Origin of the sequence: Acinetobacter johnsonii ANC 3681 (assembly GCF_000368805.1) — a bacterium.
GTDB lineage: Bacteria > Pseudomonadota > Gammaproteobacteria > Pseudomonadales > Moraxellaceae > Acinetobacter > Acinetobacter johnsonii.
This window is the reverse complement of record NZ_KB849705.1, coordinates 989,541-1,013,764: the sequence shown is the minus strand read 5'-3', so window position 1 is coordinate 1,013,764 and position 24,224 is coordinate 989,541. Positions and strand designations below refer to the sequence as shown.

The following is a 24,224-nucleotide window of genomic DNA, read 5'->3' as shown; positions in this document are numbered from 1 at the left end:
GTTATGATGATTGTTAGACATGCAGAGCATCGAGATTTAGATGATATCTACATTCTGGCGGGGAAGTCTGGCATTGGCCTGACTTCTTTACCCCAAAATAAAGAGATCTTATCGGCTCGTATTGCACGCACGCAAAAGACCTTAGTGGGTCAGGCAACACCGAGTGAGCAGGGTTATTTATTTGTCTTAGAAGACACCTTGTTACAACGTGTGGTTGGCGTCAGTGCAATTGAAGTTTCAGTGGGTTTAACTGAGCCTTTCTATAACTACCATGTGGGTAAACAAGTCCATGCCTCACAAACTCTGAATGTTTATAAAACCTTAAATACGCTGTTTTTAAGCAATGACCATACTGGTTGTAGCGAACTCTGCACGCTGTTTTTGGACCCAGAGTACCGCAAAGACCAAAATGGAAAACTGCTGTCAAAGATCCGGTTTCTGTTTATCGCTGCTTTCAAACAGGCTTTTCAAAATAAGCTGATTGCAGAAATGCGTGGTTATTCGGATGAAAATGGCCGTTCGCCATTTTGGGATGCCTTAGGCCATCACTTTTTCAATATGGACTTCTCGACTGCGGATTATCTCAGTGGTATTGGGCAAAAAGTCTTTATTGCGGAGTTGATGCCACGTTTTCCTGTGTATATCGACTTACTGCCGATAGCCGCGCAACAAGTGATTGCACAGGTGCATCCTCAGACTGTTCCTGCCTCTCGTGTGTTGGAGTCGGAAGGGCTGTGTTACCAAGGTTATGTCGATATTTTTGATGCAGGCCCGACGCTTGAAGCTGAAGTCAGTAGCCTGCGTGCAGTCAAAGAAAGTCACACTTGTGCCGTCAAAATCGTCGATAGCGTTCCAGAAGGCGCAGGGCGTTATTTGGTGGCGAATGATCGCTATCAAGACTATCGCGCGATTTTAATTCAGCATGCGGCTGAGTCTGACAGTTTAAGTTTAACGGTAGAACAAGCGCATGCCCTTGGTGTGCAAGCAGGGCAAAGCATTCGTATGTTGCCTTTAGATAAGATGGAGCAAAAATAATGTCACAAGGGAATTTATATATAAACGGGACATGGTCTCCAGCGCAAGGTGCAGTATGGGACAAACTCGATCCAGTTACGCAAGACACAATTTGGCACGGTGCAGAAGCGACGGCTGAGCAAGTTGAACAGGCTTGTCAGTCTGCACGTGCAGCCTTTTCCGCTTGGGCACGCCGTCCTTTAGCTGAGCGCCTTGAAATTATTCAACGATTTGCCAGCCTGTTAGAACAAAACAAACAACAGCTTGCAACGATTATTAGTCGTGAAACCAGTAAGCCGATTTGGGAAACGTTGACTGAAGTCCAGTCAATGATTGGCAAAGTGGCGATTTCAGTACGTGCTTATCACGAGCGTACAGGTGAAAGTCTGACGGAAATGCCAGATGGTGCAGCGTCTTTACGTCACCGTCCGCATGGTGTGTTGGCTGTATTCGGCCCGTATAACTTCCCAGGTCACTTACCGAATGGTCACATTGTTCCAGCCTTAATCGCGGGCAATACCCTTGTATTTAAACCAAGTGAACTCACGCCGTGGACCGCAGAAGAAACCGTGAAGTTGTGGCAAGAAGCAGGCTTGCCTGCGGGTGTGTTGAACTTGGTGCAAGGTGGTCGTAGCACAGGTGAGGCACTTGCGCAGTCGCATGAGATTGATGGCTTGTTGTTCACAGGCAGTGCCAATACGGGTTACCAGCTGCATAAACAATTGGCTGGTGCTCCAGAAAAAATTCTTGCTCTAGAAATGGGCGGTAACAACGCATTAATTATCGATGAAATTACCGATATTGATGCAGTAGTGAATTTAACCATCCAATCTGCCTTTATTTCTGCAGGTCAGCGCTGTACTTGTGCACGTCGTTTAATCATTAAAAATGGTGCTGTAGGTGATGCTTTCATTCAACGTTTGGTTGAGGTCAGCCGTAACTTGGTGGTGGGTCAGTGGGATGCTCAGCCACAACCGTTTATGGGGGGGGTGATTTCATTGCATGCTGCACAGCAAATTTTACAAGCGCAACAACGCCTGATCGATTTAGGTGCTCAGGTGTTATTACCTGTCACTCAAGCAGATGCCAACAGTAGTTTATTAAGTCCGGGTCTATTGGAAGTCACAGGCGTTAACAATGTGCCAGATGAAGAATATTTTGGCCCATTGAGCTGTATCTATCGTTATGACCATTTCGATGAAGCTTTGGCACTAGCGAATGGCACTCGATTCGGTTTGTCGGTGGGTCTAGTTTCACCTGACCGTGAACTGTTTGATCGCTTATTGATTGAAGCACGTGCAGGTATTGTGAACTGGAATAAACCATTAACAGGCGCGTCAAGTGCTGCACCCTTTGGTGGTGTTGGTGCATCAGGAAACCATCGTGCCAGTGCCTTCTATGCCGCAGATTACTGCGCATGGCCAATGGCATCACTGGAAAGTCAGCAGGTAAGTTTACCTGAAAAATTATCGCCAGGCATTGTGCTGTAATTCGACAAAAAGGGAGTTTAGAAATGTCAGGCTATGAAATTAATTTTGATGGTTTAGTCGGTCCAACGCATCACTATGCGGGATTGTCATTCGGAAACGAAGCATCAACCAAAAACCAAAATAATCTTTCCAACCCGAAGTTGGCTGCCAAGCAAGGTCTGTTAAAGATGAAAGCTTTGGCCGACATGGGCTTAAAGCAAGGTGTATTTGCACCGCAAGAACGCCCACATGTCCCGACTTTGCGCAAATTGGGTTTCCGTGGGGATGATCACAGTGTCATTGAACAAGCCATGCGAACTTCGCCTGCGTTATTGTCACCGTTGAGTTCAGCATCGTGTATGTGGACTGCCAATGCGGCAACGGTTTCACCGTCGGCGGACAGTGCGGATGGTCGTGTACATTTTACTGCGGCAAACTTGAACAACAAATTCCACCGTTCGATTGAGCACGACACCACGTCTCGTGTGATGGCGGCAATGTTTAAGGATGAGCGCCACTTTGCTCATCATGAAGCTTTACCACCAGTGGCATTGTTTGGTGATGAAGGTGCCGCGAACCATAACCGTTTAGGCGGTGCTTATGATCAAGCCAGCGTACAAGTGTTTGTCTATGGTCAGCAGTTCCTCGGCGGTGGTATTGGCCCAAAACACTATCCTGCACGCCAGTCGCGTGAGGCGAGTGAAGCAGTGGCACGTTTACACCAACTCAAAGCGGAACAAACGGTGTTTGTACAGCAGCATCCCGATGTGATTGACCAAGGCGTCTTCCACAACGACGTGATTGCGGTGAGTAACCAAAACGTCCTGTTTCACCATCAGCATGCATTTTTGAATCAATCTGAAGCGTTGTCAGAAATTCGTGAAAAAATGGCGCGCTTGGGTCAAGAATTCGTGTCCATTGAAGTGCCTGATCATCGTGTTTCAGTGAAAGATGCAGTAAATACCTATTTGTTCAATAGCCAATTGCTCACGCGTGCCGATGGCGGGATGAGCATTGTGGTGCCTGAAGAATCACGTCAAAACCCAGCAGTATGGGGTTACTTAAACGACATGATCCAAATGGGTACGCCGATCGATGACATTAAGGTGTTCGACCTACGTGAAAGTATGCGTAATGGCGGTGGTCCTGCATGTTTACGTTTACGTGTGGCGGTGAATGAAGCAGAACTGAACGCCATCAATCCAAACCTGTTTATGAATGATGCCTTGTTTACCCGTTTAAATACGTGGGTGGATCAGTACTACCGCGACCAGCTGGCGCAGCAAGATTTGGCTGATCCGCAATTACTGATTGAAAGCCGTACTGCGTTAGATGAACTGACGCAAATTTTGAACTTAGGTTCGGTGTATCACTTCCAACGTTAAGCAATCGTGCAGGGAAAGCAGATGATAAATTTTCTAGGTGATGTTTTAGCACAACGTGTCCCGACTGTAGCGCATGGCGTACAGCATGATTTTTGTTGGGAATGGTTGGCTGAAGGTGTTTTATCTTTTACGCCGAAACAGGCTTATGAAAAAGCGGTCGTGCTTTCCGCGGGTGTGCATGGCAATGAAACTGCGCCAATCGAGTTGTTGGCGCAGCTGAGTCAAGATTTGTTTGCAGGGGCATTAGAGCTCAAGGTTAAGTTATTACTGATTTTAGGTAACCCTATCGCGATTCGCACAGGGCAACGTTATGTTGAAAATGATATGAACCGCATGTTCTGCGGGGCCTATCAACAATTTACCGATACAGTTGAAGCGCAACGGGTGGCGGTCTTAGAACAGATCGTCACCGCTTTTTTTAATGATAGCTCAGCTCAAGTACGGCGCTATCATTACGATTTGCACACTGCGATTCGCCCATCGTTGTTGCCGACTTTTGCCTTATTTCCTTATCAAATCCATGACTATGATGTTGCGATGTTGGACAGCCTAAAAGCTGCGGAACTGGATGCCGTGGTGTATCACAATGCAGTAGGCAATACCTTTACGCACTTTAGCAGCGCTCAGTTTCAAGCAGCCAGTTCGACGCTCGAACTTGGTCATGCCAAACCCTTTGGACAAAATGATCTGGCAGCTTTCGCCGCGATTAATCATGTGCTTCGCGCCGTGGTGAGTGAGCAGGCCTTACCTATCCGTCAAAAACAAGCAATTCAAACTTTTCGAGTCGTTGATTCGATCATCAAAACTGAAGATGACTTCCAGCTTAATTTGGCAGATTCTGCGCCTAATTTTTCCGTGTTCGAAACTGATGCCGTGATTGCTCTGCAACAGGGCAAACCGTATGTGACTGCACCTGAGCAGGTTCGAATTTTATTTCCGAATACTCAAGTGAAAAAGGGATTAAGAGCAGGGCTAATATTAACTGAGGTTCATCCTTGATGATTTCAGTCAATTTATTAAATGTGATGATGGTGGTTTATCGAACTTAAGTCGTTAAATTAATTTTCAATGGAATTGAATATATGGATATTGAGAAAAATATTAATTCAATATTTTCATCTGTCGATCATAAGGGTACTTGTAATCGATGGATGATTTTGCGTTGTGTTTTTATTAAGTTATTGTTTTTTAATATTAAATAATTAAATTGGGCATGGGTTTTGCAGCCTGTGTGAGTATTATTTTGCCGCCATAAATAGATAAATAGTGTGGTGCTGAATAATAAAAATTAATGTTATTGAAAAATAATATGTAGCTTAATTTTGGACTGAGATGAAATAAGGAATTATCTAAATCTGAGTCCCATATTTACACTCATTGGGTTGTAAATTGGAGTAAAAACATGATGAATGGAAAACAGACCCATCAACAAAAAGAGCCTTTAGAAGGTGATTTACTGGGTGGACATCATTACGAGTCAGTTGAGGAAGAACAACTGCAACGCTCATTGACCAATCGTCATATTCAGATGATTGCGATTGGTGGTGCGATTGGTACAGGTCTTTTTATGGGGTCGGGCAAGACACTCGCTGTGTCAGGTACTTCGATCATCTTAACTTACCTCATTATTGGCTTCTTCTTCTTCTTCGTTATGCGTGCGATGGGGGAGTTACTGCTTTCTAATACCAATTACAAATCTTTTGCGGACTTTGCAACGGCTTATTTGGGACCGTGGGCAGGGTTCTTTTTAGGTTGGTCGTACTGGCTCAGTTGGATTGTCACCGCAATTGCGGATGTGATTGTGATTGGAGGCTATGCACAGTTTTGGTATCCCGATCTCCCCGCATGGATACCCGCCTTCACCTCCATTGCCATTTTGACTTTATTGAACTTTGTTGCGGTAAAACTGTTTGGTGAAGTGGAGTTCTGGTTTGCTTTAATTAAAATTATCGCGATCATTATGTTCCTGTTGGTCGGTGTCTATCTGATTACGATTGGTTTTGTCTCTCCAGATGGTGTGAAAGCGTCTTTAGCACATGTGGTCGAGAAAGAGTCGCTGTTCCCTTATGGTTTAACGGGCTTCTTGGCTGGTTTCCAAATTGCGGTATTTGCCTTCGTTGGCATTGAATTGGTGGGAACCACAGCAGCAGAAACCAAAGATCCGCATCATGCTTTACCACGCGCGATTAACTCAATTCCATTACGTATTTTATTGTTCTATATCGGTGCTTTGGTTTGTATTATCGCAGTCACTTCTTGGTCGCAGATTTCTCCCGACAAAAGTCCATTTGTTGAAATGTTTACTTTAATTGGCTTGCCTGCAGCAGCCAGTATTGTCAACTTTGTCGTGGCAACCTCTGCCATGTCTTCAGCGAACAGCGGCGTGTTTGCCACCAGTCGTATGTTGTTTGGTTTGGCGGTAGAAAAAGATGCACCGAAAAGTTTTGCTCGACTGTCGAAAAGCAAAGTACCAGTACTGAGCTTAATGTTCTCGATGTTCTGTGTGGTGGTAGGTACTTCAATTTTGTTCATTGTGCCTGATGTCATGACGGCATTTATCATCATTTCAGCCTTCACTTCGATTTTGTGTATTTTCACCTTTGCTATGATTATTTTGTCGTACTTGGCTTATCGCAAAAAAGCGCCTGAACTGCATGAACAGTCAGCGTATAAAATGCCGGGTGGGCGTTTTATGGCATGGTTTACCTTATTGTTCTTAATCTTTGTGGTGGCGATTTTGGCGCTCGATCATGACACCATGATTTCTTTGGCGTTCTCTCCACTTTGGTTTATTGGACTGGGTATTGCTTATTACTATAAAACGAAAAAATATGCTGAGCGTAACTGGATTTTGACCCATGGTCGCCGCATTGAACAGGATGAAATGCCAGAAAATAATTAAGGAGCAAAGGGGGAATATTCCCCCTTTATTTTTATCGCAAAACAGAGGGATTTATTTTGAAAAAAGCAACACTTTGGGCATGCATGTTGGGTGCAGGATTACTACATATACAGAGCAGTTTTGCCGCACCGTTATTGACGTCACAACTTTCAGCGACACAAGTGGCAGCACCACAGGCCAATGCATGGGTCGAAATTAATGTGCAGACCTTTGAGCAGAATATTCAGACCTTACAACAGCAGCTACAGGACAAAAGCCAGATTTGTGCGGTTATGAAAGCCGATGCTTATGGTCACGGGATTGAACTGTTGATGCCGAGTATTATTAAGCTCAATGTGCCCTGTGTTGGCATTACCAGTAATGCTGAAGCCGCGATGGTGCGCAAGTCTGGTTATCAGGGAAGGCTGTTAAGACTACGTGCTGCGACTGACCAAGAAATCCAAAATGCTGCTTCCTTAAACATGGAAGAGTTGTTGGGGAACTATGAACAAGCACAGCGCCTGTCAGAATGGGCAAAACAACAAGGTTTAACCCTTGCGTATCATTTGGGTTTAAATGCAGGGGGGATGGATCGAAACGGTTTAGAGCTGAACAGTGCACTAGGTAAACAGCAAGCGCTACGCATGACCAAACTGCCAAATTTAAAGCTGGTGGGCATCATGACGCATTATGCTGTGGAAGATGAACAATATGTGCGTGAACGTTTGGCTGTCTTTAACCAGCAAACGGATTGGATAATTAAAAAAGCCAAATTAAAGCGAGAAGCACTGACTTTACATACCGCAAATTCTTTTGCGACCTTGACGGTTCCAGAGTCACACCTAGATATGGTACGTGCAGGCGGTGTGATTTATGGTGACAGCCTTCCAGATCGAGTTGAATATAAAAAGCTGATGACCTTTAAAACTCAAGTGGCAACAGTCAATGCCTATTTGAAAGGCACAACAGTTGGCTATGACCAAACGTATACTTTGAAGCGTGATTCACTATTGGCGAACTTACCACTTGGTTATTCAGATGGTTATCGACGGGCGTTTAGTAATAAAGCCTATGTATTGATTCGAGGGCATAAAGTGCCTGTAGTCGGGCGCACCTCCATGAATACTACTATGGTGGATGTCACTGATTTTCCAGATATTCGTGCCAATGATGAAGTGGTCTTGTTTGGCGAACAAGGGGGGGCAACAGTGAAGCAAAGTGATTTGGAAGAATACAATGGCGCTTTGCTGGCAGATGTATACATCATGTGGGGTAACTCTAATCCAAAAGTTGTGGTGAAATAATATTTTCAACAGAAAATGCTGTACGTGCTGAAGTGTGTACAGCATGAAATTAAATAAAGTTATGCCGAAGGTGGAACAGTTAAAGAATATTACGTAATTCGCGTGCGGTTTCTTGTAGTAACGGCAGTATGTGTTGAATCAAATACTCTTTGGTTGTGCGCATGGTAGGGGAAACAATATTTAAGGCTGCAACCACTTTTAACTGTTGCCCATAAATCGGAACGGCAAGGGCATGTACGCCCAATTCATGTTCCTCGCATGAATAACACCAACCTTGCTCTCGAATTTCATGCAATAAGGCCAGAAATGTTTCATTGTTGGTATGGGTATATTTGGTTAGGCGTTGTAGTGGATACTGATTCAGCCATTCATATTGTTCCTGATCATCTAGATAGGCCAGTAAAATTTTGCCTGCCGATGTTGCATGTGCAGGTAAGCGATTTCCCAAATGTAGACCATAAGGATTGACACGATCCGTTTGCTGGTGCGCGGCACTGCGTGCAATGGTAATGGCTTCATAACCATCTAGAACCATAACGGAAAAAATGAGTGAGGTTTGATTGGTGAGCAAGTTTAGCAAAGGCTGAGAAATTTTGGGAAGATGTGCTCCACCCAAGTAAGACCCTGAAAACTTAAGAATTTTAGGAGTTAAATAAAAATAATGACCATCAGATTCTAAATAGCCTAAATATTCAAGGGTGAGTAAATGGCGTCGCGCTGCGGCACGGGTCATGCCTGTGCGTTCTGCTGCCATAGTGATATTTAAACGATGTCGGTCAGTACCAAAGCTGTCGAGAATGGCCATACCTTTACTGATCCCTGCGACAAAATCTTCATGTCGAATGGTTTTTTTATTGTCTTTGTGTTGAAGACACTTTTCTCTTGTCTCAGTTGCTTCTTCCATCGTGTTCCCTTTATCCATTTTTATTTCTTCATTATTTTTACTATAACGTGAAATCAGAGTGAAATAATCAGGTTTTGTTCGATATATAGGTATTTTGTTCGATCATCGAACAAAACCTGTGGTCACTATCTATCCCAAAGCGGAGAAATTATAAAAAATGAACAGATAAGGAAATCGAACTAAAAAACTAGGGAATGTGGTTTTAGCTGAATCATACCTCCAGTATAAGTTAGTTTTCCGCGCCTTTTCAAATTTGCATGATGCACAATGGAGTTATCTAATGATAGATAAAAGCGTGGCATCCCTCGCGGAAGTGCTCTCCCAAATCACCGACGGCTCAACCATCATGATTGGTGGTTTTGGTACAGCAGGACAACCTGCTGAACTGATCGATGGCTTAATTCAACTTGGCATTAAAGACCTAACCATCGTCAGCAACAATGCTGGCAATGGCGACTATGGTTTAGCCAAGCTGCTCAAAGCTGGTACCGTGAAAAAAGTCATCTGTTCGTTCCCACGTCAGTCCGACTCTTGGGTCTTCGATGAACTCTATCGTGCAGGCAAAATCGAATTGGAACTGGTGCCTCAAGGCAATTTGGCCTGTCGTATTCAAGCCGCAGGTATGGGACTTGGTGCTGTGTTTACCCCAACTGGCTACGGCACATTATTAGCCGAAGGCAAAGAAACCCGTCACATCGACGGTAAAGATTATGTACTGGAATATCCAATCAAAGCTGACTTCGCTTTGATTAAAGCGCAGCAAGGCGACCGTTGGGGTAACTTGGTCTACCGCAAATCGGCACGTAACTTCGGCCCGATTATGGCGATGGCCGCAGGCGTGACCATTGCCCAAGTGTCTGAAGTGGTGGACTTAGGAGCTTTAGACCCTGAACACATCATCACCGCAGGTATTTTTGTTCAACACGTGGTGCAGGTTCAACCTGAACCTGTTGCTGTGTAATCGGGAGAACATCATGAGCTATCAAAAACTCAGCCGTAACCAAATTGCAGAACGTGTGGCACAAGATATTCCAGATGGTGCGTATGTCAATCTTGGGATTGGCTTACCGACCAAGATTGCCAGCTACCTGCCTTCAGACAAAGACGTTTTCTTACATTCTGAAAATGGCTTATTGGCTTTTGGTCCACCACCTGAAAAAGGTCAGGAAGATCCTGAGTTGATCAATGCGGGTAAAGAATATGTGACTATGCTCGAAGGCGGTGCCTTTTTCCATCATGGAGACTCTTTTGCCATGATGCGTGGTGGTCACTTAGATATTGCAGTCTTGGGTGCCTTTCAAGTGGCAGCTAATGGTGACTTGGCCAATTGGCACACGGGTGCCCCTGATGCAATTCCTGCGGTCGGCGGTGCAATGGACTTAGCTGTCGGTGCCAAGAAAGTCTTTATCACCACCGACCATGTGACCAAACAAGGTGAACCAAAGATCGTAGCTGAATTGAGCTATCCCGCAACAGGTTTGAAGTGTGTCGATCGTATTTATACCGACCTGTGTGTGATTGATGTCACCGCAGACGGTTTAAAAGTGATTGAAAAAGTCGACGGTCTAAGCTTTGTAGAATTGCAGGCCATGACGGGTGCAACTTTAGTGGATGCGACACAGTAAATTTCAGAAAAATTTGCTAGAGCTTATAGTCATCAACAACCTGTCGAGCGCTTTAAAAATATTGTTTTTGCAACAGCAGTGGAAAATTGCTGTGAGTGAACAGGTTTTGTTGATGACAAAGTTTTTGGTCACTTTTTTAAAAAAGGGACGAGAATGAGTTACTGCTATTTGACTGAACACGATAAGACTCCGTCGTGAATAGATACAGTTGATCTATCAGCAGAGTCCCGTTTTAAAGGACAAGATTAAACATGAAAGACGCATATATTATCGATGCCATTCGTACTCCATTCGGACGTTATGCAGGTGGACTCGCTCCGATCCGTGCCGATGACTTGGGTGCAGTGCCAATTCAAGCCTTAATGCAACGTAATCCAAGTGTAGATTGGACCCAAGTCGATGACGTGATTTATGGTTGTGCCAACCAAGCGGGTGAAGATAACCGTAATGTGGGGCGTATGTCAGCACTGCTTGCAGGTTTACCCGTTGAAGTTCCTGCCACGACTGTGAATCGCTTATGTGGTTCATCCCTAGATGCCATTGCGATGGCAGCCCGTGCAATTAAAGCCGGCGAAGCAGATTTAATCATCGCAGGTGGCGTCGAAAGTATGTCTCGTGCACCTTTTGTGATGGGGAAATCAGAAACAGCTTATGGCCGTAGTCAAAAGATTGAAGACACCACTATGGGCTGGCGTTTTATCAATCCTAAGCTCAAAGCGATGTATGGTGTAGACACCATGCCGCAAACCGCGGAGAACGTGGCACAACAATTTAATATTGATCGCGCAGATCAAGACCAGTTTGCCTTGGCGAGTCAACAGCGCACCGCAACCGCGCAAGCTCAAGGCTTTTTTACACATGAGATCATCCCTGTGAATATTCCACAGCGTAAGGGTGATCCGATTGTGATCGATACCGATGAACATCCACGTGCATCGACCACCTTAGAAGGTTTAACCAAACTCAAGCCAGTCGTGACAGCAGAAGGCACCGTCACTGCGGGGAATGCATCAGGCATCAATGACGGTGCAGCTGCTGTACTGATTGCTTCGGAACAAGCGATTCAGCAGTACCAACTTAAACCGCGTGCCAAAATCATTGCTTCAACAGCAGTGGGGGTTGAACCACGCATCATGGGCTTTGCCCCAGCACCTGCGATTAAGAAGCTTCTTAAACAAGCCAATCTGACATTAGAGCAGATGGATGTGATTGAGCTGAATGAAGCCTTTGCTGCACAAGCTTTAGCCGTAACCCGTGACCTTGGTCTGGTAGATGACACCACACAAGTGAATCCAAATGGTGGTGCAATTGCGATTGGTCATCCGTTGGGTGCATCGGGTGCGCGTTTGGTCACGACTGCACTGAACCAATTGGAGCAAACAGGTGGAACCTATGCGCTATGTTCGATGTGTATTGGTGTCGGTCAAGGCATTGCAATGATTATTCAGCGCGTTTAAAGCAGAGTTAAGGATAGCGATCATGAGCCAGTTATATGCCAGCTTATTTTACCAAAACGAGGTGACTGAAATTTTCAGTGATCGCGCATTGGTGTCATACATGATTGAGGCTGAAGTTGCCTTGGCACAAGCGCAGGCTCAGGTCGGTGTCATTCCAGAATCTGCAGCAACAGCAATTTCCCAAGTTGCCCAGACTGCGATTGATCAGATTGACTTTGATGCATTAGCGATTGCAACAGGTTTGGCGGGCAATATCGCGATTCCTTTTGTGAAGCAATTAACTGCGATTGTGAAGCAAAACGATGAAGATGCTGCGCGTTATGTGCATTGGGGCGCAACCAGTCAAGACATTTTAGACACTGCCTGTATTTTGCAATGCCGTGCTGCAATGACACATGTTGAAGCTTTAATTCACCAATGTTACCGCACAGCTTTGGCTCAAGCTGAACAGTATCGTGCACAAGTGATGATTGGACGCACATGGTTGCAGCAAGGGTTGCCGATTACATTGGGGCATAAATTCGCGCGTTGGGCCTCGGCATTTTATCGTGATTTAGCCCGTATTGAAGCCATGAAAGCACGTGTTTTTACTGCTCAATTAGGCGGTGCCGTTGGTTCATTGGCTTCATTGCAATCTCAAGGAACAGCGGTAGTTCAAGCATTTGCAGCGCAGTTACAACTTTCTGTTCCAAGCTGTACTTGGCATGGTGAGCGCGACCGTATTGTTGAAATCGCGAGCATCTTAGCAATGGTGACAGGTAGTTTGGGCAAAATGGCACGTGACTGGTCGTTGATGATGCAAACTGAAATTGCAGAAGTATTTGAGCCAGCAGCGAAAGGGCGTGGGGGATCATCGACGATGCCACACAAGCGTAATCCTGTTGCTGCGGCATCCGTTTTGGCAGCAGCCAATCGTGTGCCTGTGCTGATGTCAAGTTTGTACCAAAGCATGGTGCAGGAACATGAGCGTAGTCTAGGTGGATGGCATGCAGAATGGTTGGCATTGCCTGAAATTTTCCAACTCTGTGCGGGTGCTTTAGAGCGGACTTTAGACGTATTACAAGGCATGCAAGTCAATGCTGAAAATATGCAACGCAATTTGGATTGCACGCAGGGTTTGATCATGGCGGAAGCGGTCATGATGGCATTGGCACCACATATGGGGCGCTTACAGGCGCACCATGTGGTGGAAGCAGCATGTAAAACAGCCGTTGAAAAAGGTGTTCACTTAAAAGAGATCATGACTGAGCTCGATCCAGTCAAAACCTATTTTAGTGCAGCTCAGATTTCAGAAATTTTTAAACCCGCGTCATATCTTGGCAATATTCAAGACCAGATTGATGCGGTGTTGCAAGAAGCAAAAGGAGAGGCAAAGTGAATATCACGATGACCAATCGTCAAGGCAAGACTTTATCTGTTGCAATCAGTGGGCAAGACCATGCACCTGTGATTGTATTTTCAAACTCATTGGGTACAGATAAAGGCATGTGGCAGCCGCAAGTTGCTGCCTTCGAACAGCAGTTCAAAGTGGTGACTTATGACACGCGTGGTCATGGGCAAAGTGATGTGATTGAGCAGACCACTGTACAAAACCTTGCAGAAGATGTGATTGATATTCTGAACGGTTTAAACATTGAAAAAGCGCATTTTTGCGGGATTTCAATGGGCGGCATGACGGCTTTGTGGCTCGGTATTCACCATGCAAATCGTTTTCATAGCATCACTGTAGCGAATTCAGCAGCCAAAATTTGGACGGAAGAGGGTTGGAATGCGCGTGCAGATGCTGTGGCAGCCAATGGCTTAGCAGATTTGGTCGTGACTACACATACACGCTGGTTTAGTGAGCAGTTTGATTATCAACACGATGCTTTGGCACAGCGCACTATTCAATCTTTAGCGACTATGCCAGCACTGGGCTATGCAGAATCTTGCCGAGCGCTCGCGCAAGCAGATCTATCTACTCAAATTCAACAGATTCAGATTCCAACTTTAGTGATTGCAGGTGCATTTGACCCAGTCACGACTGTGGCAGATGGCATCTTTATGCAACAACAGATTCAAAAGAGTGAACTCGCGGTGATTGATGCATCGCATCTTTCTAATATTGAGCAACCTGAGCTGTTTAACCAAACTCTCAGTCAGTTCATTGGATCGATTCAATAGTTTAAGGATTTTTAAAAGGACTTTCAGCCCAAGGAGGCAGGTATGGCGTCTCAGGAATACGCTACTCAAAAAACGAGTATAGACGCACAAGCACTGATTAATGATGCACCGATTAGCAAATATCAGTGGTTGATCGCAATTGTATGTTTTCTCATTGTTTTTGTTGACGGTATTGATACTGCGGCAATGGGTTTTATTGCTCCAGCCTTGGCACAAGACTGGGGAATAGACCGCTCGCAATTGGGTCCAGTCATGAGTGCGGCTTTAGGCGGCATGATTATTGGTGCTTTGGTGTCAGGTCCAACTGCTGACCGCTTTGGGCGAAAGATTGTTTTAAGTGTTTCGATGCTGATTTTCGGTGGCTTTACTTTGGCATCGGCATATGCGGCTGATTTAAATACCTTGGTGGTACTGCGCTTTTTAACCGGTATTGGTTTGGGTGCAGCGATGCCGAATGCAACCACGCTATTTTCTGAATATTGCCCACAACGCTCTCGCTCGCTACTCGTGACCTGTATGTTCTGTGGTTACAACTTGGGTATGGCAACAGGTGGTTTTATTAGCAGTTGGTTGATCCCAACTTTTGGTTGGCACAGCTTATTTTTACTGGGCGGTTGGTCGCCACTGATTTTGATGATCTTGGTGATTTTCTTCTTACCTGAATCTTATCGTTTCTTGATTGTGAAAGGTCGTGACCCCGAAAAAGTTCGCAAAATCCTAACGCGTATTGCACCGACGCAAGTACAGGGTGTTACTGAGTTTCATGTACCTGAAGAAAAAACTGAAGGTGCCGAGAAGAAAGGTGTGTTTGGCATGCTGTTCTCTCAGAAATATGTCAAAGGTACGGTTTTATTGTGGCTCACCTATTTCATGGGTTTGGTGATGATTTATCTACTCACCAGTTGGTTACCAACCTTAATGCGTGAAACTGGCGCAACTATGGAACGTGCTGCATTTATCGGTGGTTTATTCCAGTTTGGCGGTGTACTCAGTGCTTTATTTATTGGCTGGGCAATGGACCGTTTCAATCCGAACCGCATTATTGCAGGCTTCTACTTTGTCGCTGGGATCTTTGCCTTTGCTGTTGGTCAGAGCTTAGCAAATCCAACCTTACTTGCCATTTTAGTGCTTTGTGCAGGTGTTGCAATTAATGGTGCACAGTCGGCAATGCCAGCACTGAGTGCTCGTTTTTATCCAACCCAATGCCGTGCAACAGGTGTGGCGTGGATGTCTGGGATTGGACGTTTTGGTGCGGTATTTGGTGCATGGATCGGCGCAGTTTTACTGGGCAATGACTGGTCGTTTACTGCCATTTTAAGCCTGCTGTTAATTCCAGCAACGGCAGCAGCAGTCGCTATTTTTGTTAAATCACTGGTTGCACATACCGATGCAATCTAATTGAGGTTTCTCCCATGAATGATGAACAACGTTATGAACAAGGAATCACCGTACGCACCGAAGTGCTGGGTGAAAAGCATGTCGGTCGTTCACTTGAGAACTTGAATGATTTCAATGCCGACTTTCAAAATTTTATTAGCCGTTTTGCGTGGGGCGAAGTCTGGTCTAGACCAGGCATGCCGCGCCATACCCGTAGCTTAGTCACCATTGCCGTTTTATTGGCACTGGGCCGTGAAGACGAACTACGTATGCATTTACGTGCTTGTTTTAACAATGGTGTGACCAAGGACGATTTAAAAGAGTTGATTTTGCACTGTTCACTGTATGCAGGTTTACCCGCAGCCAATGCAGCTATGCACATGGCAGAAGAAGTTTTTGCAGATTTGGGCATTGCCCCGCAAAAACTGAGCGAACAGCAGCTTAGCCAAGAACAAACCAACCAAGAGTAATGGAACAAGATTAAGAGGGACGTCACATGTCGCAACTTATTTTAGGTGCTTATGCACAACGTAATACCGAAGATCATCCGCCAGCATACGCACCTGGCTATAAAACCAGTGTGTTACGCTCGCCAAAAAATGCGTTGATCTCAATTGCCGAAACCTTAACTGAAGTGACTTCACCACAATTTAGTGCGGAGCAGTTTGGGCCTAAAGATAACGATTTGATTTTGAACTATGCTAAAGAAGGTTTGCCGATTGGCGAGCGCATTATTGTGCATGGCTATGTGCGTGATCAGTTCGGTCGTCCAGTCAAAAATGCCTTACTTGAAGTGTGGCAAGCCAATGCTTCAGGTCGTTATCGCCATCCAAATGATCAGTTTATTGGTGCGATGGATCCGAACTTTGGTGGTTGTGGCCGCATGATGACCGATGCCAATGGCTATTTTGTGTTCCGTACCATTAAGCCGGGCCCGTACCCTTGGCGTAACCGTATTAACGAATGGCGTCCAGCGCATATCCATTTTTCTTTACTTGCCGATGGTTGGGCGCAGCGCCTCATTTCGCAGTTCTATTTTGAAGGCGATACGCTGATTGATTCGTGTCCAATTATTAAAACCATTCCTTCGGAAGAACAACGTCGAGCATTGATTGCCTTGGAAGACAAGAGCAACTTCATTGAAGCAGACAGCCGTTGTTACCGCTTTGACATCACTTTACGTGGTCGTCGTGCGACTTATTTCGAAAATGATTTGACTTAATTCAGGGAGAACAACATGAACCATTGGAACTTTCAAGAATTGCATGAAACTCCATCTCAAACAGGTGGACCATATGTACACATTGGTTTGTTACCACAACAAGCCAACATCAAAGTGTTTGAAAATAACTTTAATAACCAGCTGGTTAAAGAAAACACTTTAGGTGAACGCATTCGCTTAGAAGGTCAAGTCTTTGATGGTTTAGGTTTGCCATTACGTGACGTGCTCATCGAGATCTGGCAGGCGGATGCCAACGGTGTGTATCCAAGTGCGGCTGATATTCAAGGCAAAGCGGTTGATCCAAACTTCCTCGGTTGGGGACGTACAGGCGCAGACTTTGAAACTGGTTTTTGGAGTTTTAATACCATTAAACCGGGTGCGGTTCCGGGCCGTAAAGGCACAACTCAAGCTCCGCATATTGCACTGATTATTTTTGCTCGCGGGATTAACATTGGCTTGAATACCCGTGTGTATTTTGAAGATGAAGCTGAAGCCAATGCTCAAGATCCTGTACTGAAAGGTATTGAGTGGGCACCTCGTCGTCAAACCCTCATTGCAAAACGTGAAGAGCGTGATGGTGAAGTGGTGTATCGCTTTGACATTCGTATTCAAGGTGAAGATGAAACGGTCTTCTTAGACATCTAATTGTCAGAATTGGCAAGAGCAGCTATTTGATTGCTGCTCTTGCTGCAATGATCCAAGTTTATACGTGGTGATGGTATGACCCATTTCATTCATCCCACGTATGTTTACGGCTGATGATAAAAGTCAGGCAATAGTTTGAAAATACAAGGAAATGTAATGATGACAATCAAAAAATTAGCAATGCAACTCTGCTTAAGCAGTGCTGTTATCGCAGCAATGCCATCTGCATTTGCAGCTGAATCGGCTCAATCAAGCGCACAACACTATATGGTGAAAAACCTCAATATTGGTGACTTACCTGTCAAAACTATTGTGCCGATTACCGCAAAGACAGCAGAGCAAGCACTTGCACAAGCCAAAGTCATTGCCAGTAATCCAGATGTCGATTTGGCTGAGTTTCGCATCGACTTATTAGAATTTTCTGCTGACACCAAAAAAGTAATTGCATTGGGTCAGCAGCTGAATCAAATTTTAAAAGATAAACCGTTGATCGCGACCATTCGTACCCATAACGAAGGCGGTAAAATGACGGTGTCTGATCAAGACTATGAAAAGATTTATCGTGAATACCTGAAAAAGCCGTTTATGCAATTGTTGGATATCGAAATGTTCCGTGATGCAGGCAGTGTAGCGAAATTAACCAAATTGGCACATGAAAAGAACGTGTTGGTGATCATGTCAAATCATGATTTTGCCAAAACCCCCGAACAACAAGAAATTGAAAACCGTCTGCTAAAACAAGATCAGATGGGTGCCGACATTCTAAAAATTGCGGTGATGCCAAAGTCAAAACAAGATGTCTTTACCCTCATGAATGCCACGTTGGCGGTCAGCCAAAAAAGTCAGAAACCACTGCTAACCATGTCGATGGGGCAGTTGGGTACGATTTCACGTGTCGCGACTGCCAACATGGGCGGCAGCTTAAGTTTCGGCATGATTGGTGAAGCCTCTGCACCGGGTCAAATTGATGTGACTCAACTCAAACAGTTGCTGAAAACAGTACAACCGACCCCTTAATGCACTGTGTTATTCATCTTCAAGGATAGAAAGGATTTAAAATATGAAACCATCAACTTTACGTTTGACCACATTGGTTTTGAGTTTAGCGGCATCAGGTTTTGCCAGTGCAGAAACTTATATTGTGGATCGTTATCAGGACGATACTGCAAAAGGCTCACTGCGTTGGGCGATTGAACAATCGAATGCCAATGCGACACAAGAAAATGAAATTCAAATCCAAGCTGTGGGCAAAGCACCCTATGTAATTAAACTGAATCAAGCTTTACCGCCAATTAAGTCGTCAGTGAAGATCATTGGGACGCAATGGGACAAAACAGGCGAGTTTATCGCAATTGATGGTTCAAACTATATTAAAGGTGAAGGCGCTAAAGCTTGCCCAGGGGCAAACCCTGAACAATATGGTACCAATGTCCGTACTACGACTTTACCGGGTTTAGTTCTGCAAGATGTGAATGGTGTGACCTTAAAAGGTCTCGATATTCATCGGTTCTGTATTGGTGTTTTGGTGAACCGTTCAAGCAATAACTTGATTCAACATAACCGTATCAGTAATAACTACGGTGGCTCAGGCGTGATGTTGACGGGTGATGACGGTAAGGGCAATCCGACCTCGACCACCACTAATAACAACAAAGTCTTGAACAACGTGTTTGTCGATAATGGTGATGGTTTAGAGCTGACGCGTGGCGCGGCATTTAACCTTGTGGCCAACAACTTATTTACTTCAACCAAAGCCAATCCAGAGCCGTCTCAGGGGATTGAAATTCTGTGGGGCAATGACAATGCCGTGGTCGGGAATAAATTTGAAAACTATTCTGATGGTTTGCAAATCAACTGGGGTAAGCGCAATTACATCGCTTATAACGAACTGACCAACAATTCGATAGGCTTTAACCTCACGGGTGATGGCAACATTTTTGACAGTAACAGAGTTCATGGTAACCGTCTTGGCATTGCCATTCGTTCAGAAAAAGATGCCAATGCCCGTACCACCCTGACCAAAAACCTAATTTGGGGCAATGGCAAAGATATTAAACGCTGTGGAGCGGGTGGCTCGTGTGTACCTAATCAGCGTTTAGGTGCCATTGTGTTTGCTGTGCCTGCGCTTGAACATGCTGGCTTTGTCGGTTCTCGTGGTGGCGGCGTAGTCATTGAAGCGGCCAAACTGCAAAAAACCTGCACACAGCCAAATGAACAAGGCTGTAACGCGATACCAAACCAAAATATCCAAGCACCGCGTTTAATTTATAGCAAAGGTCAAGTCACAGCAGAAGTGCAAGCGCAACCAAATCAACGCTATCAGGTTGAGTTCTTTGCTAATCGTCAAGCGACGAGTCAAGAAGCAGAGCAGTATTTAGGGATGCAAGTTGTAACAACCAATGCACAAGGTCAGGGTCAAGCAACATGGAAAGTGGCAAGTGATGTGGCCAATGTCACCGCCAATGTGACCGACCACTTGGGTGCAACTTCTGAACTGAGTCCAGCCGTTCGCATTAAATAATAAAAACCGCATGGAAAGCTCACCTGAGTTGAGCTTTCCTCACTAAAAAGGATGTTTGGTATGCAACAACAATTATTAAGAATCGGCACACTTTCATTGGCATTATTTGGTTGCCAATTGGCTTCAGCCAATGAATTTTATTCAGCAGACCGTCAATGGTTATTCGGTGATTGGAACGGTGAGCGGAAGCAACTGGAAGATCAAGGCTATAAATTTACAGCTTCGATTATGAGCCAAGCAGCGACCAATTTGGCGGGTGGTTATAACGATGACAGAAGTTTTGACAATGCCGCGCAGCTCACACTGGGTGCTAATTTTGATTTAAATAAAATTGCAGGTTGGGAAAATACCACAGCCGGCTTAATGATTACCAAACGTGATGGTAACGCCCTAACGCTTGAACGAATTAAAGACCCTCGTGCCAGTACCTTGGGCAACAGCCAAGAAATTTATGGTCGTGGCAAAATTTGGCGTTTGACCCAAGCATGGATCAAAACAGGATTTGACGACAACCGTGTCCAATTCAAAATTGGTCGTATGGGCATGTCTGATGACTTTAACAGCTCGCAATGTGAGTTTCAGAACTTACTTTTGTGTGGTGGACAGTTAGGTAAGTCCATCGGTTCGATTTGGTATAACTGGCCTGTCAGCTTATGGGGCACCAATGTGAAATACCAATTTGCACCAGACTGGTCACTTGGTGTTGGGGTCTATGAAGTCAACCCAGACAATGTCAAAACAGACTCAGACAGTGATGGCTTTAACCTCGATATGGACAATGTCGAAGGGGCGACCATTCCAGTTGAACTGGCATGGAAACCAAAACTTGCCACATTTAATGGTTTACCGGGCGAATATAAACTCGGTGCACTGTATTCCACAGCAGAAGCTAAAGATGTGGGTACATCAGGAGAAATCCACGATGGTAAATATAGTTTCTGGTTGAATGCACAACAACAACTGACCCAACACGGGACTGATCCGAAGCGCGGTTTATATATCAGTTTCAATGGGGTCATCAATGACCGAGACACGACCGCTGTAGAAAGTACGCAGCAGTTGGCGCTTTGGTACAAAGGTCCTTTTGATAGCCGCCCTAATGATTCCATCGGTTTTGGCTTAGCCAATTATGTCGTGAATGATCGTGCGACGGACAAGCAAATCGCCATCAATGAAGGTCGTGGTTATTACAGTTACGATGCAGTTGCGAGTGACTATGTCCCGATCCAACATGACGAACTCAATGTTGAGTTGAACTATACCTATCAGTGGTCACCTGCGGTGATGCTCAGACCCAACCTACAATATATCTATCAACCTTCTGGTGTGAAAGAAGTAGATGATGCTTGGGTAGCGGGTCTTAGCGTTAAGGTGAATTTTTAATCGTATTTAAAGTAAAAGAGTGTTTAAAATGTAAGCAATACTGTTGCTGAGCCAGGGGCTGTTGACACTTCATCTATGCTTGCGACAACGAGTATTTTTTAGATGATACTAGGCGCGAAATACGCAATTTAGTCATTCTAAATAAGTGGTTCGCAACAACGTAGCATCAAAAAATACTCTAGTCCTAAAAGGTTGTGGCTAAAATCTTCACAGACATCGTTATGAAACTTGAAAATAGTCCCACTATTGTCATCGTTCCATGCCTTGCCTGCTCAATTTTAGCCTACAACGCAAGCCATTTATGAAATATCAACGGCCCCTAAACACTCTTTTTTCATTGTTGAAGCAAGTTAATTGTGGATGCTCAAAGTTTGGATGTGGTGTGAATGATGCTCAAAACAAAGTAGGCGAGATCATTTAAAACACAGCATTTGGAGTAAAAAGTATGTCCGAAGCGCAATCTCAACCCATATTTAAAATATGGTGCTTTATATTAGGCTTAGCTTTATTGCTGACTGGCTTATTTTATTTAATCGGTGGTGGAAAACTGATTAGTCTAGGTGGTTCATGGTACTTCCTCATTGCAGGTTTATTGACCACCATTTCCGCAATATTTATTTTTAGAAAAAAAGCATTGGGTGTCTGGATTTTTGCACTGGTTTTTCTTGGAACTGTGGTTTGGGCACTGTTTGATGCAGGTTGGGACTTTTGGGCACTTCATTCACGGTTAATGTTTCCGGCGGGTTTATTTGCCGCACTCTGTTTTACCTTACCTGCTATTCGTAAGTACCAATTTCAAATTTCGCCTTCGGCACCCGCTTATGCCTTAGGTGGTTTGACGGTATTAGGTATGCTCGGTGGTTTGTATGGCATGTTTATTCCACATCCAACGGTGAAAGCCAGTGGTGAAGAGCTACCCCTAGTGCCTGTAACAGCTCAAACCCAACAAGTGAATTGGTCGCACTATGGTAATGATGCTGGTGGAAGTCGTTTTGCTGCGTTGGATCAGATCAACCGCAATAATGTATCTAAGTTAAAGGAAGCATGGCGCTTTCAAACAGGCGATATGACTACAGGTACGGGTAATGGCGCAGAAGACCAGCTCACGCCTTTACAGGTCGGTGATAAAGTCTTTTTATGTACACCGCATAACAACATCATTGCTTTAGATGCAGATACAGGTAAACAAGTCTGGAAGGCTGAAGTGAACTCTAAAGCCGATGCTTGGGAGCGTTGCCGTGGTGTGGGTTACTTTGACTCGACCCAAGTCTTGGTACAACCGACTTTAGCAGGTGCAAGTGCGGTGACAGCGGTGGCAAACAATACCGCATGTCCACGTCGTGTTTATACCAATACACCTGATGGTCGTTTAATTGCAGTCAATGCCGATACAGGCGAACGCTGTAAAGACTTTGGTGTCGATGGAACGGTGAACTTACTGGAAGGTTTAGGTGCGGGCACGCAAGCACCTCGTTTTGAAGTGACTTCGGCGCCAACCATTGCGGGAACTAGCATCATTGTCGGGAGTCGTATTGCTGATAACTTTGCAGCGGATATGCCAGGTGGCGTGATTCGTGCTTATGATGTGATTACTGGGCAGCTACGCTGGGCTTTTGATCCACGTAACCCAAATCCAAATTATGTCCTGAAACCGGGTGAAATCTATAAACGTAGCTCGGCAAACTCTTGGGCGGCAATGTCCTACGACCCGCAAATGAACACGGTGTTCTTACCGATGGGAAGTTCGTCGGTTGATGTCTGGGGTGGGAACCGTCAACCTGTCGATCATAAGTATAATTCTTCTGTTTTGGCTTTAGATGCAACCACAGGTCAAGAGAAGTGGGTTTATCAAACTGTTCACAATGACCTCTGGGACTTCGATTTACCCATGCAGCCAAGCTTGGTCGATTTTCCAATGCAAAATGGGCAAACCAAACCTGCTGTTGTCATTGGCACCAAGTCAGGGCAGTTCTTTGTACTCGACCGTGTGACAGGCAAGCCTTTAACCAAAGTCATTGAACAGCCTGTAAAAGCTGCAGATATTCCTGATGAGCAATACAGTGCAACCCAACCACGTTCAGTTGAAATGCCACAAATTGGCAATCAAACTTTGACTGAATCGGACATGTGGGGTGCAACGCCATTTGACCAGTTGATGTGTCGCATTAACTTTAAATCGATGCGTTATGACGGTCTCTTTACAGCACCGGGTTCTGATATATCTTTAAGTTTTCCGGGGTCGCTGGGTGGGATGAACTGGGGCAGTATCGCATTTGACCCAACGCATCGTTATATGTTTGTCAACGACATGCGCCTAGGTCTGTGGATTCAGCTGATTAAACAAACGCCTGAAGACTTAAAACTTGAAGCCAGTGGCGGAGAGAAGGTCAACACAGGTATGGGTGCAGTGCCAATGAAAGGTACACCGTATAAAGTGAATAAAAACCGCTTTATGTCGGTATTGGGCATTCCATGTCAAAAACCACCTTTCGGAACTATGACAGCGATTGATATGAAAACCCGTCAAGTGGCTTGGCAGGTGCCTTTAGGTACGGTTGAAGATACTGGTCCAATGGGTATTAAAATGGGCTTAAAAGCGCCGATTGGTATGCCAACCATTGGTGGTCCAATGGCGACTCAAGGTGGTTTAGTGTTTTTTGCTGCAACACAAGACTTCTACTTGCGCGCCTTCAATTCATCTAATGGTGAAGAGTTGTGGAAAGCGCGTTTACCCGTAGGTAGCCAAGGTACACCGATGAGCTACATTTCTCCAAAAACAGGCAAGCAATATGTAGTCATTTCCGCAGGTGGGGCACGTCAGTCACCTGATCATGGTGATTATGTGGTTGCGTATAGCTTAGCCGATTAAAACGT

General features: G+C 45.0%; 20 protein-coding genes. 19 read left to right on the top strand and 1 reads right to left on the bottom strand.

Features of this window, described 5'->3' with window-relative positions; genetic code table 11:
• The first annotated feature begins 3 nt into the window (after positions 1-3).
• The 6 genes from astA to alr all read left to right on the top strand — a co-directional run bounded on the left by astA (position 4) and on the right by alr (position 8,053).
• Complete coding sequence (gene astA / locus F946_RS09050; RefSeq protein WP_004981426.1) at positions 4-1,035, top strand: arginine N-succinyltransferase; 1,032 nt, start codon at positions 4-6, stop codon at positions 1,033-1,035.
• Positions 1,035-2,504: a succinylglutamate-semialdehyde dehydrogenase gene (gene astD / locus F946_RS09045; protein WP_004981424.1), complete on the top strand. Its 1,470-nt coding sequence runs from the start codon at positions 1,035-1,037 to the stop codon at positions 2,502-2,504. Before astA ends, astD begins: the two co-directional genes overlap by 1 nt.
• A gap of 23 nt (positions 2,505-2,527) precedes the next feature.
• Positions 2,528-3,868, top strand: a complete 1,341-nt coding sequence (astB, locus tag F946_RS09040) for an N-succinylarginine dihydrolase (protein ID WP_004981422.1) — start codon at positions 2,528-2,530, stop codon at positions 3,866-3,868.
• Between the two features lie 21 nt (positions 3,869-3,889).
• A complete protein-coding gene (astE, locus tag F946_RS09035) occupies positions 3,890-4,867 on the top strand; it encodes a succinylglutamate desuccinylase (protein WP_004981420.1) in 978 nt (325 codons plus the stop codon).
• Positions 4,868-5,270: 403 nt separating this feature from the next.
• Positions 5,271-6,770: an amino acid permease gene (locus tag F946_RS09030; protein WP_004981418.1), complete on the top strand. Its 1,500-nt coding sequence runs from the start codon at positions 5,271-5,273 to the stop codon at positions 6,768-6,770.
• 56 nt (positions 6,771-6,826) lie between these two features.
• Positions 6,827-8,053, top strand: coding sequence for an alanine racemase (alr, locus tag F946_RS09025; protein WP_004981415.1), 1,227 nt, complete (start codon positions 6,827-6,829; stop codon positions 8,051-8,053).
• 79 nt (positions 8,054-8,132) lie between these two features.
• Here alr and pcaU read toward each other — a convergent pair whose 3' ends face one another.
• Positions 8,133-8,957 (bottom strand): IclR family transcriptional regulator PcaU, encoded by an 825-nt coding sequence (gene pcaU / locus F946_RS09020; RefSeq protein ID WP_004981412.1) that lies wholly within the window; start codon positions 8,955-8,957, stop codon positions 8,133-8,135.
• Positions 8,958-9,237: 280 nt separating this feature from the next.
• Here pcaU and F946_RS09015 point away from each other — a divergent pair, with 280 nt between their 5' ends.
• The 13 genes from F946_RS09015 (at position 9,238) to F946_RS08955 (ending at position 24,219) form a co-directional block, all read left to right on the top strand.
• Positions 9,238-9,918 (top strand): 3-oxoacid CoA-transferase subunit A, encoded by a 681-nt coding sequence (locus F946_RS09015; protein ID WP_004981409.1) that lies wholly within the window; start codon positions 9,238-9,240, stop codon positions 9,916-9,918.
• A 13-nt stretch (positions 9,919-9,931) separates the two neighbouring features.
• Positions 9,932-10,582: a 3-oxoacid CoA-transferase subunit B gene (locus tag F946_RS09010; RefSeq protein WP_004979749.1), complete on the top strand. Its 651-nt coding sequence runs from the start codon at positions 9,932-9,934 to the stop codon at positions 10,580-10,582.
• A gap of 251 nt (positions 10,583-10,833) precedes the next feature.
• Positions 10,834-12,039, top strand: coding sequence for a 3-oxoadipyl-CoA thiolase (gene pcaF, locus F946_RS09005; protein ID WP_004981405.1), 1,206 nt, complete (start codon positions 10,834-10,836; stop codon positions 12,037-12,039).
• A gap of 22 nt (positions 12,040-12,061) precedes the next feature.
• Complete coding sequence (pcaB, locus tag F946_RS09000) at positions 12,062-13,417, top strand: 3-carboxy-cis,cis-muconate cycloisomerase (protein WP_004981403.1); 1,356 nt, start codon at positions 12,062-12,064, stop codon at positions 13,415-13,417.
• A gap of 8 nt (positions 13,418-13,425) precedes the next feature.
• A complete protein-coding gene (gene pcaD / locus F946_RS08995) occupies positions 13,426-14,202 on the top strand; it encodes a 3-oxoadipate enol-lactonase (RefSeq protein WP_035326919.1) in 777 nt (258 codons plus the stop codon).
• Between the two features lie 42 nt (positions 14,203-14,244).
• Positions 14,245-15,600 carry a 4-hydroxybenzoate transporter PcaK gene (locus F946_RS08990; protein ID WP_004981398.1) on the top strand — a complete coding sequence of 452 codons (1,356 nt, stop codon included), beginning with the start codon at positions 14,245-14,247 and terminating at the stop codon, positions 15,598-15,600.
• 14 nt (positions 15,601-15,614) lie between these two features.
• Positions 15,615-16,049, top strand: a complete 435-nt coding sequence (pcaC, locus tag F946_RS08985; RefSeq protein WP_004981395.1) for a 4-carboxymuconolactone decarboxylase — start codon at positions 15,615-15,617, stop codon at positions 16,047-16,049.
• 26 nt (positions 16,050-16,075) lie between these two features.
• The gene (gene pcaH, locus F946_RS08980; protein ID WP_004981392.1) at positions 16,076-16,801 is read left to right on the top strand and encodes a protocatechuate 3,4-dioxygenase subunit beta; all 726 of its coding nucleotides are present in this window, start codon (positions 16,076-16,078) and stop codon (positions 16,799-16,801) included.
• Positions 16,802-16,816: 15 nt separating this feature from the next.
• Positions 16,817-17,446: a protocatechuate 3,4-dioxygenase subunit alpha gene (gene pcaG, locus F946_RS08975; RefSeq protein WP_004981389.1), complete on the top strand. Its 630-nt coding sequence runs from the start codon at positions 16,817-16,819 to the stop codon at positions 17,444-17,446.
• A 156-nt stretch (positions 17,447-17,602) separates the two neighbouring features.
• Positions 17,603-18,463, top strand: a complete 861-nt coding sequence (gene aroD, locus F946_RS08970) for a type I 3-dehydroquinate dehydratase (RefSeq protein ID WP_004981388.1) — start codon at positions 17,603-17,605, stop codon at positions 18,461-18,463.
• A gap of 43 nt (positions 18,464-18,506) precedes the next feature.
• Complete coding sequence (locus F946_RS08965; RefSeq protein ID WP_004981386.1) at positions 18,507-19,967, top strand: right-handed parallel beta-helix repeat-containing protein; 1,461 nt, start codon at positions 18,507-18,509, stop codon at positions 19,965-19,967.
• Between the two features lie 60 nt (positions 19,968-20,027).
• Positions 20,028-21,350 carry a carbohydrate porin gene (locus tag F946_RS08960; protein ID WP_004981383.1) on the top strand — a complete coding sequence of 441 codons (1,323 nt, stop codon included), beginning with the start codon at positions 20,028-20,030 and terminating at the stop codon, positions 21,348-21,350.
• Between the two features lie 445 nt (positions 21,351-21,795).
• A complete protein-coding gene (locus F946_RS08955) occupies positions 21,796-24,219 on the top strand; it encodes a glucose/quinate/shikimate family membrane-bound PQQ-dependent dehydrogenase (RefSeq protein WP_004981381.1) in 2,424 nt (807 codons plus the stop codon).
• The last annotated feature ends 5 nt before the right edge of the window (positions 24,220-24,224 follow it).

Coding starts and splice junctions, on each gene's coding strand:
- astA (WP_004981426.1), top strand. CDS start 4: ATGATGATTGTTAGACATGCAGAGCATCGAGATTTAGATGATATCTAC.
- astD (WP_004981424.1), top strand. CDS start 1,035: ATGTCACAAGGGAATTTATATATAAACGGGACATGGTCTCCAGCGCAA.
- astB (WP_004981422.1), top strand. CDS start 2,528: ATGTCAGGCTATGAAATTAATTTTGATGGTTTAGTCGGTCCAACGCAT.
- astE (WP_004981420.1), top strand. CDS start 3,890: ATGATAAATTTTCTAGGTGATGTTTTAGCACAACGTGTCCCGACTGTA.
- F946_RS09030 (WP_004981418.1), top strand. CDS start 5,271: ATGATGAATGGAAAACAGACCCATCAACAAAAAGAGCCTTTAGAAGGT.
- pcaU (WP_004981412.1), bottom strand. CDS start 8,957: ATGGAAGAAGCAACTGAGACAAGAGAAAAGTGTCTTCAACACAAAGAC.
- F946_RS09015 (WP_004981409.1), top strand. CDS start 9,238: ATGATAGATAAAAGCGTGGCATCCCTCGCGGAAGTGCTCTCCCAAATC.
- F946_RS09010 (WP_004979749.1), top strand. CDS start 9,932: ATGAGCTATCAAAAACTCAGCCGTAACCAAATTGCAGAACGTGTGGCA.
- pcaF (WP_004981405.1), top strand. CDS start 10,834: ATGAAAGACGCATATATTATCGATGCCATTCGTACTCCATTCGGACGT.
- pcaB (WP_004981403.1), top strand. CDS start 12,062: ATGAGCCAGTTATATGCCAGCTTATTTTACCAAAACGAGGTGACTGAA.
- pcaD (WP_035326919.1), top strand. CDS start 13,426: ATGACCAATCGTCAAGGCAAGACTTTATCTGTTGCAATCAGTGGGCAA.
- F946_RS08990 (WP_004981398.1), top strand. CDS start 14,245: ATGGCGTCTCAGGAATACGCTACTCAAAAAACGAGTATAGACGCACAA.
- pcaC (WP_004981395.1), top strand. CDS start 15,615: ATGAATGATGAACAACGTTATGAACAAGGAATCACCGTACGCACCGAA.
- pcaH (WP_004981392.1), top strand. CDS start 16,076: ATGTCGCAACTTATTTTAGGTGCTTATGCACAACGTAATACCGAAGAT.
- pcaG (WP_004981389.1), top strand. CDS start 16,817: ATGAACCATTGGAACTTTCAAGAATTGCATGAAACTCCATCTCAAACA.
- aroD (WP_004981388.1), top strand. CDS start 17,603: ATGATGACAATCAAAAAATTAGCAATGCAACTCTGCTTAAGCAGTGCT.
- F946_RS08965 (WP_004981386.1), top strand. CDS start 18,507: ATGAAACCATCAACTTTACGTTTGACCACATTGGTTTTGAGTTTAGCG.
- F946_RS08960 (WP_004981383.1), top strand. CDS start 20,028: ATGCAACAACAATTATTAAGAATCGGCACACTTTCATTGGCATTATTT.
- F946_RS08955 (WP_004981381.1), top strand. CDS start 21,796: ATGTCCGAAGCGCAATCTCAACCCATATTTAAAATATGGTGCTTTATA.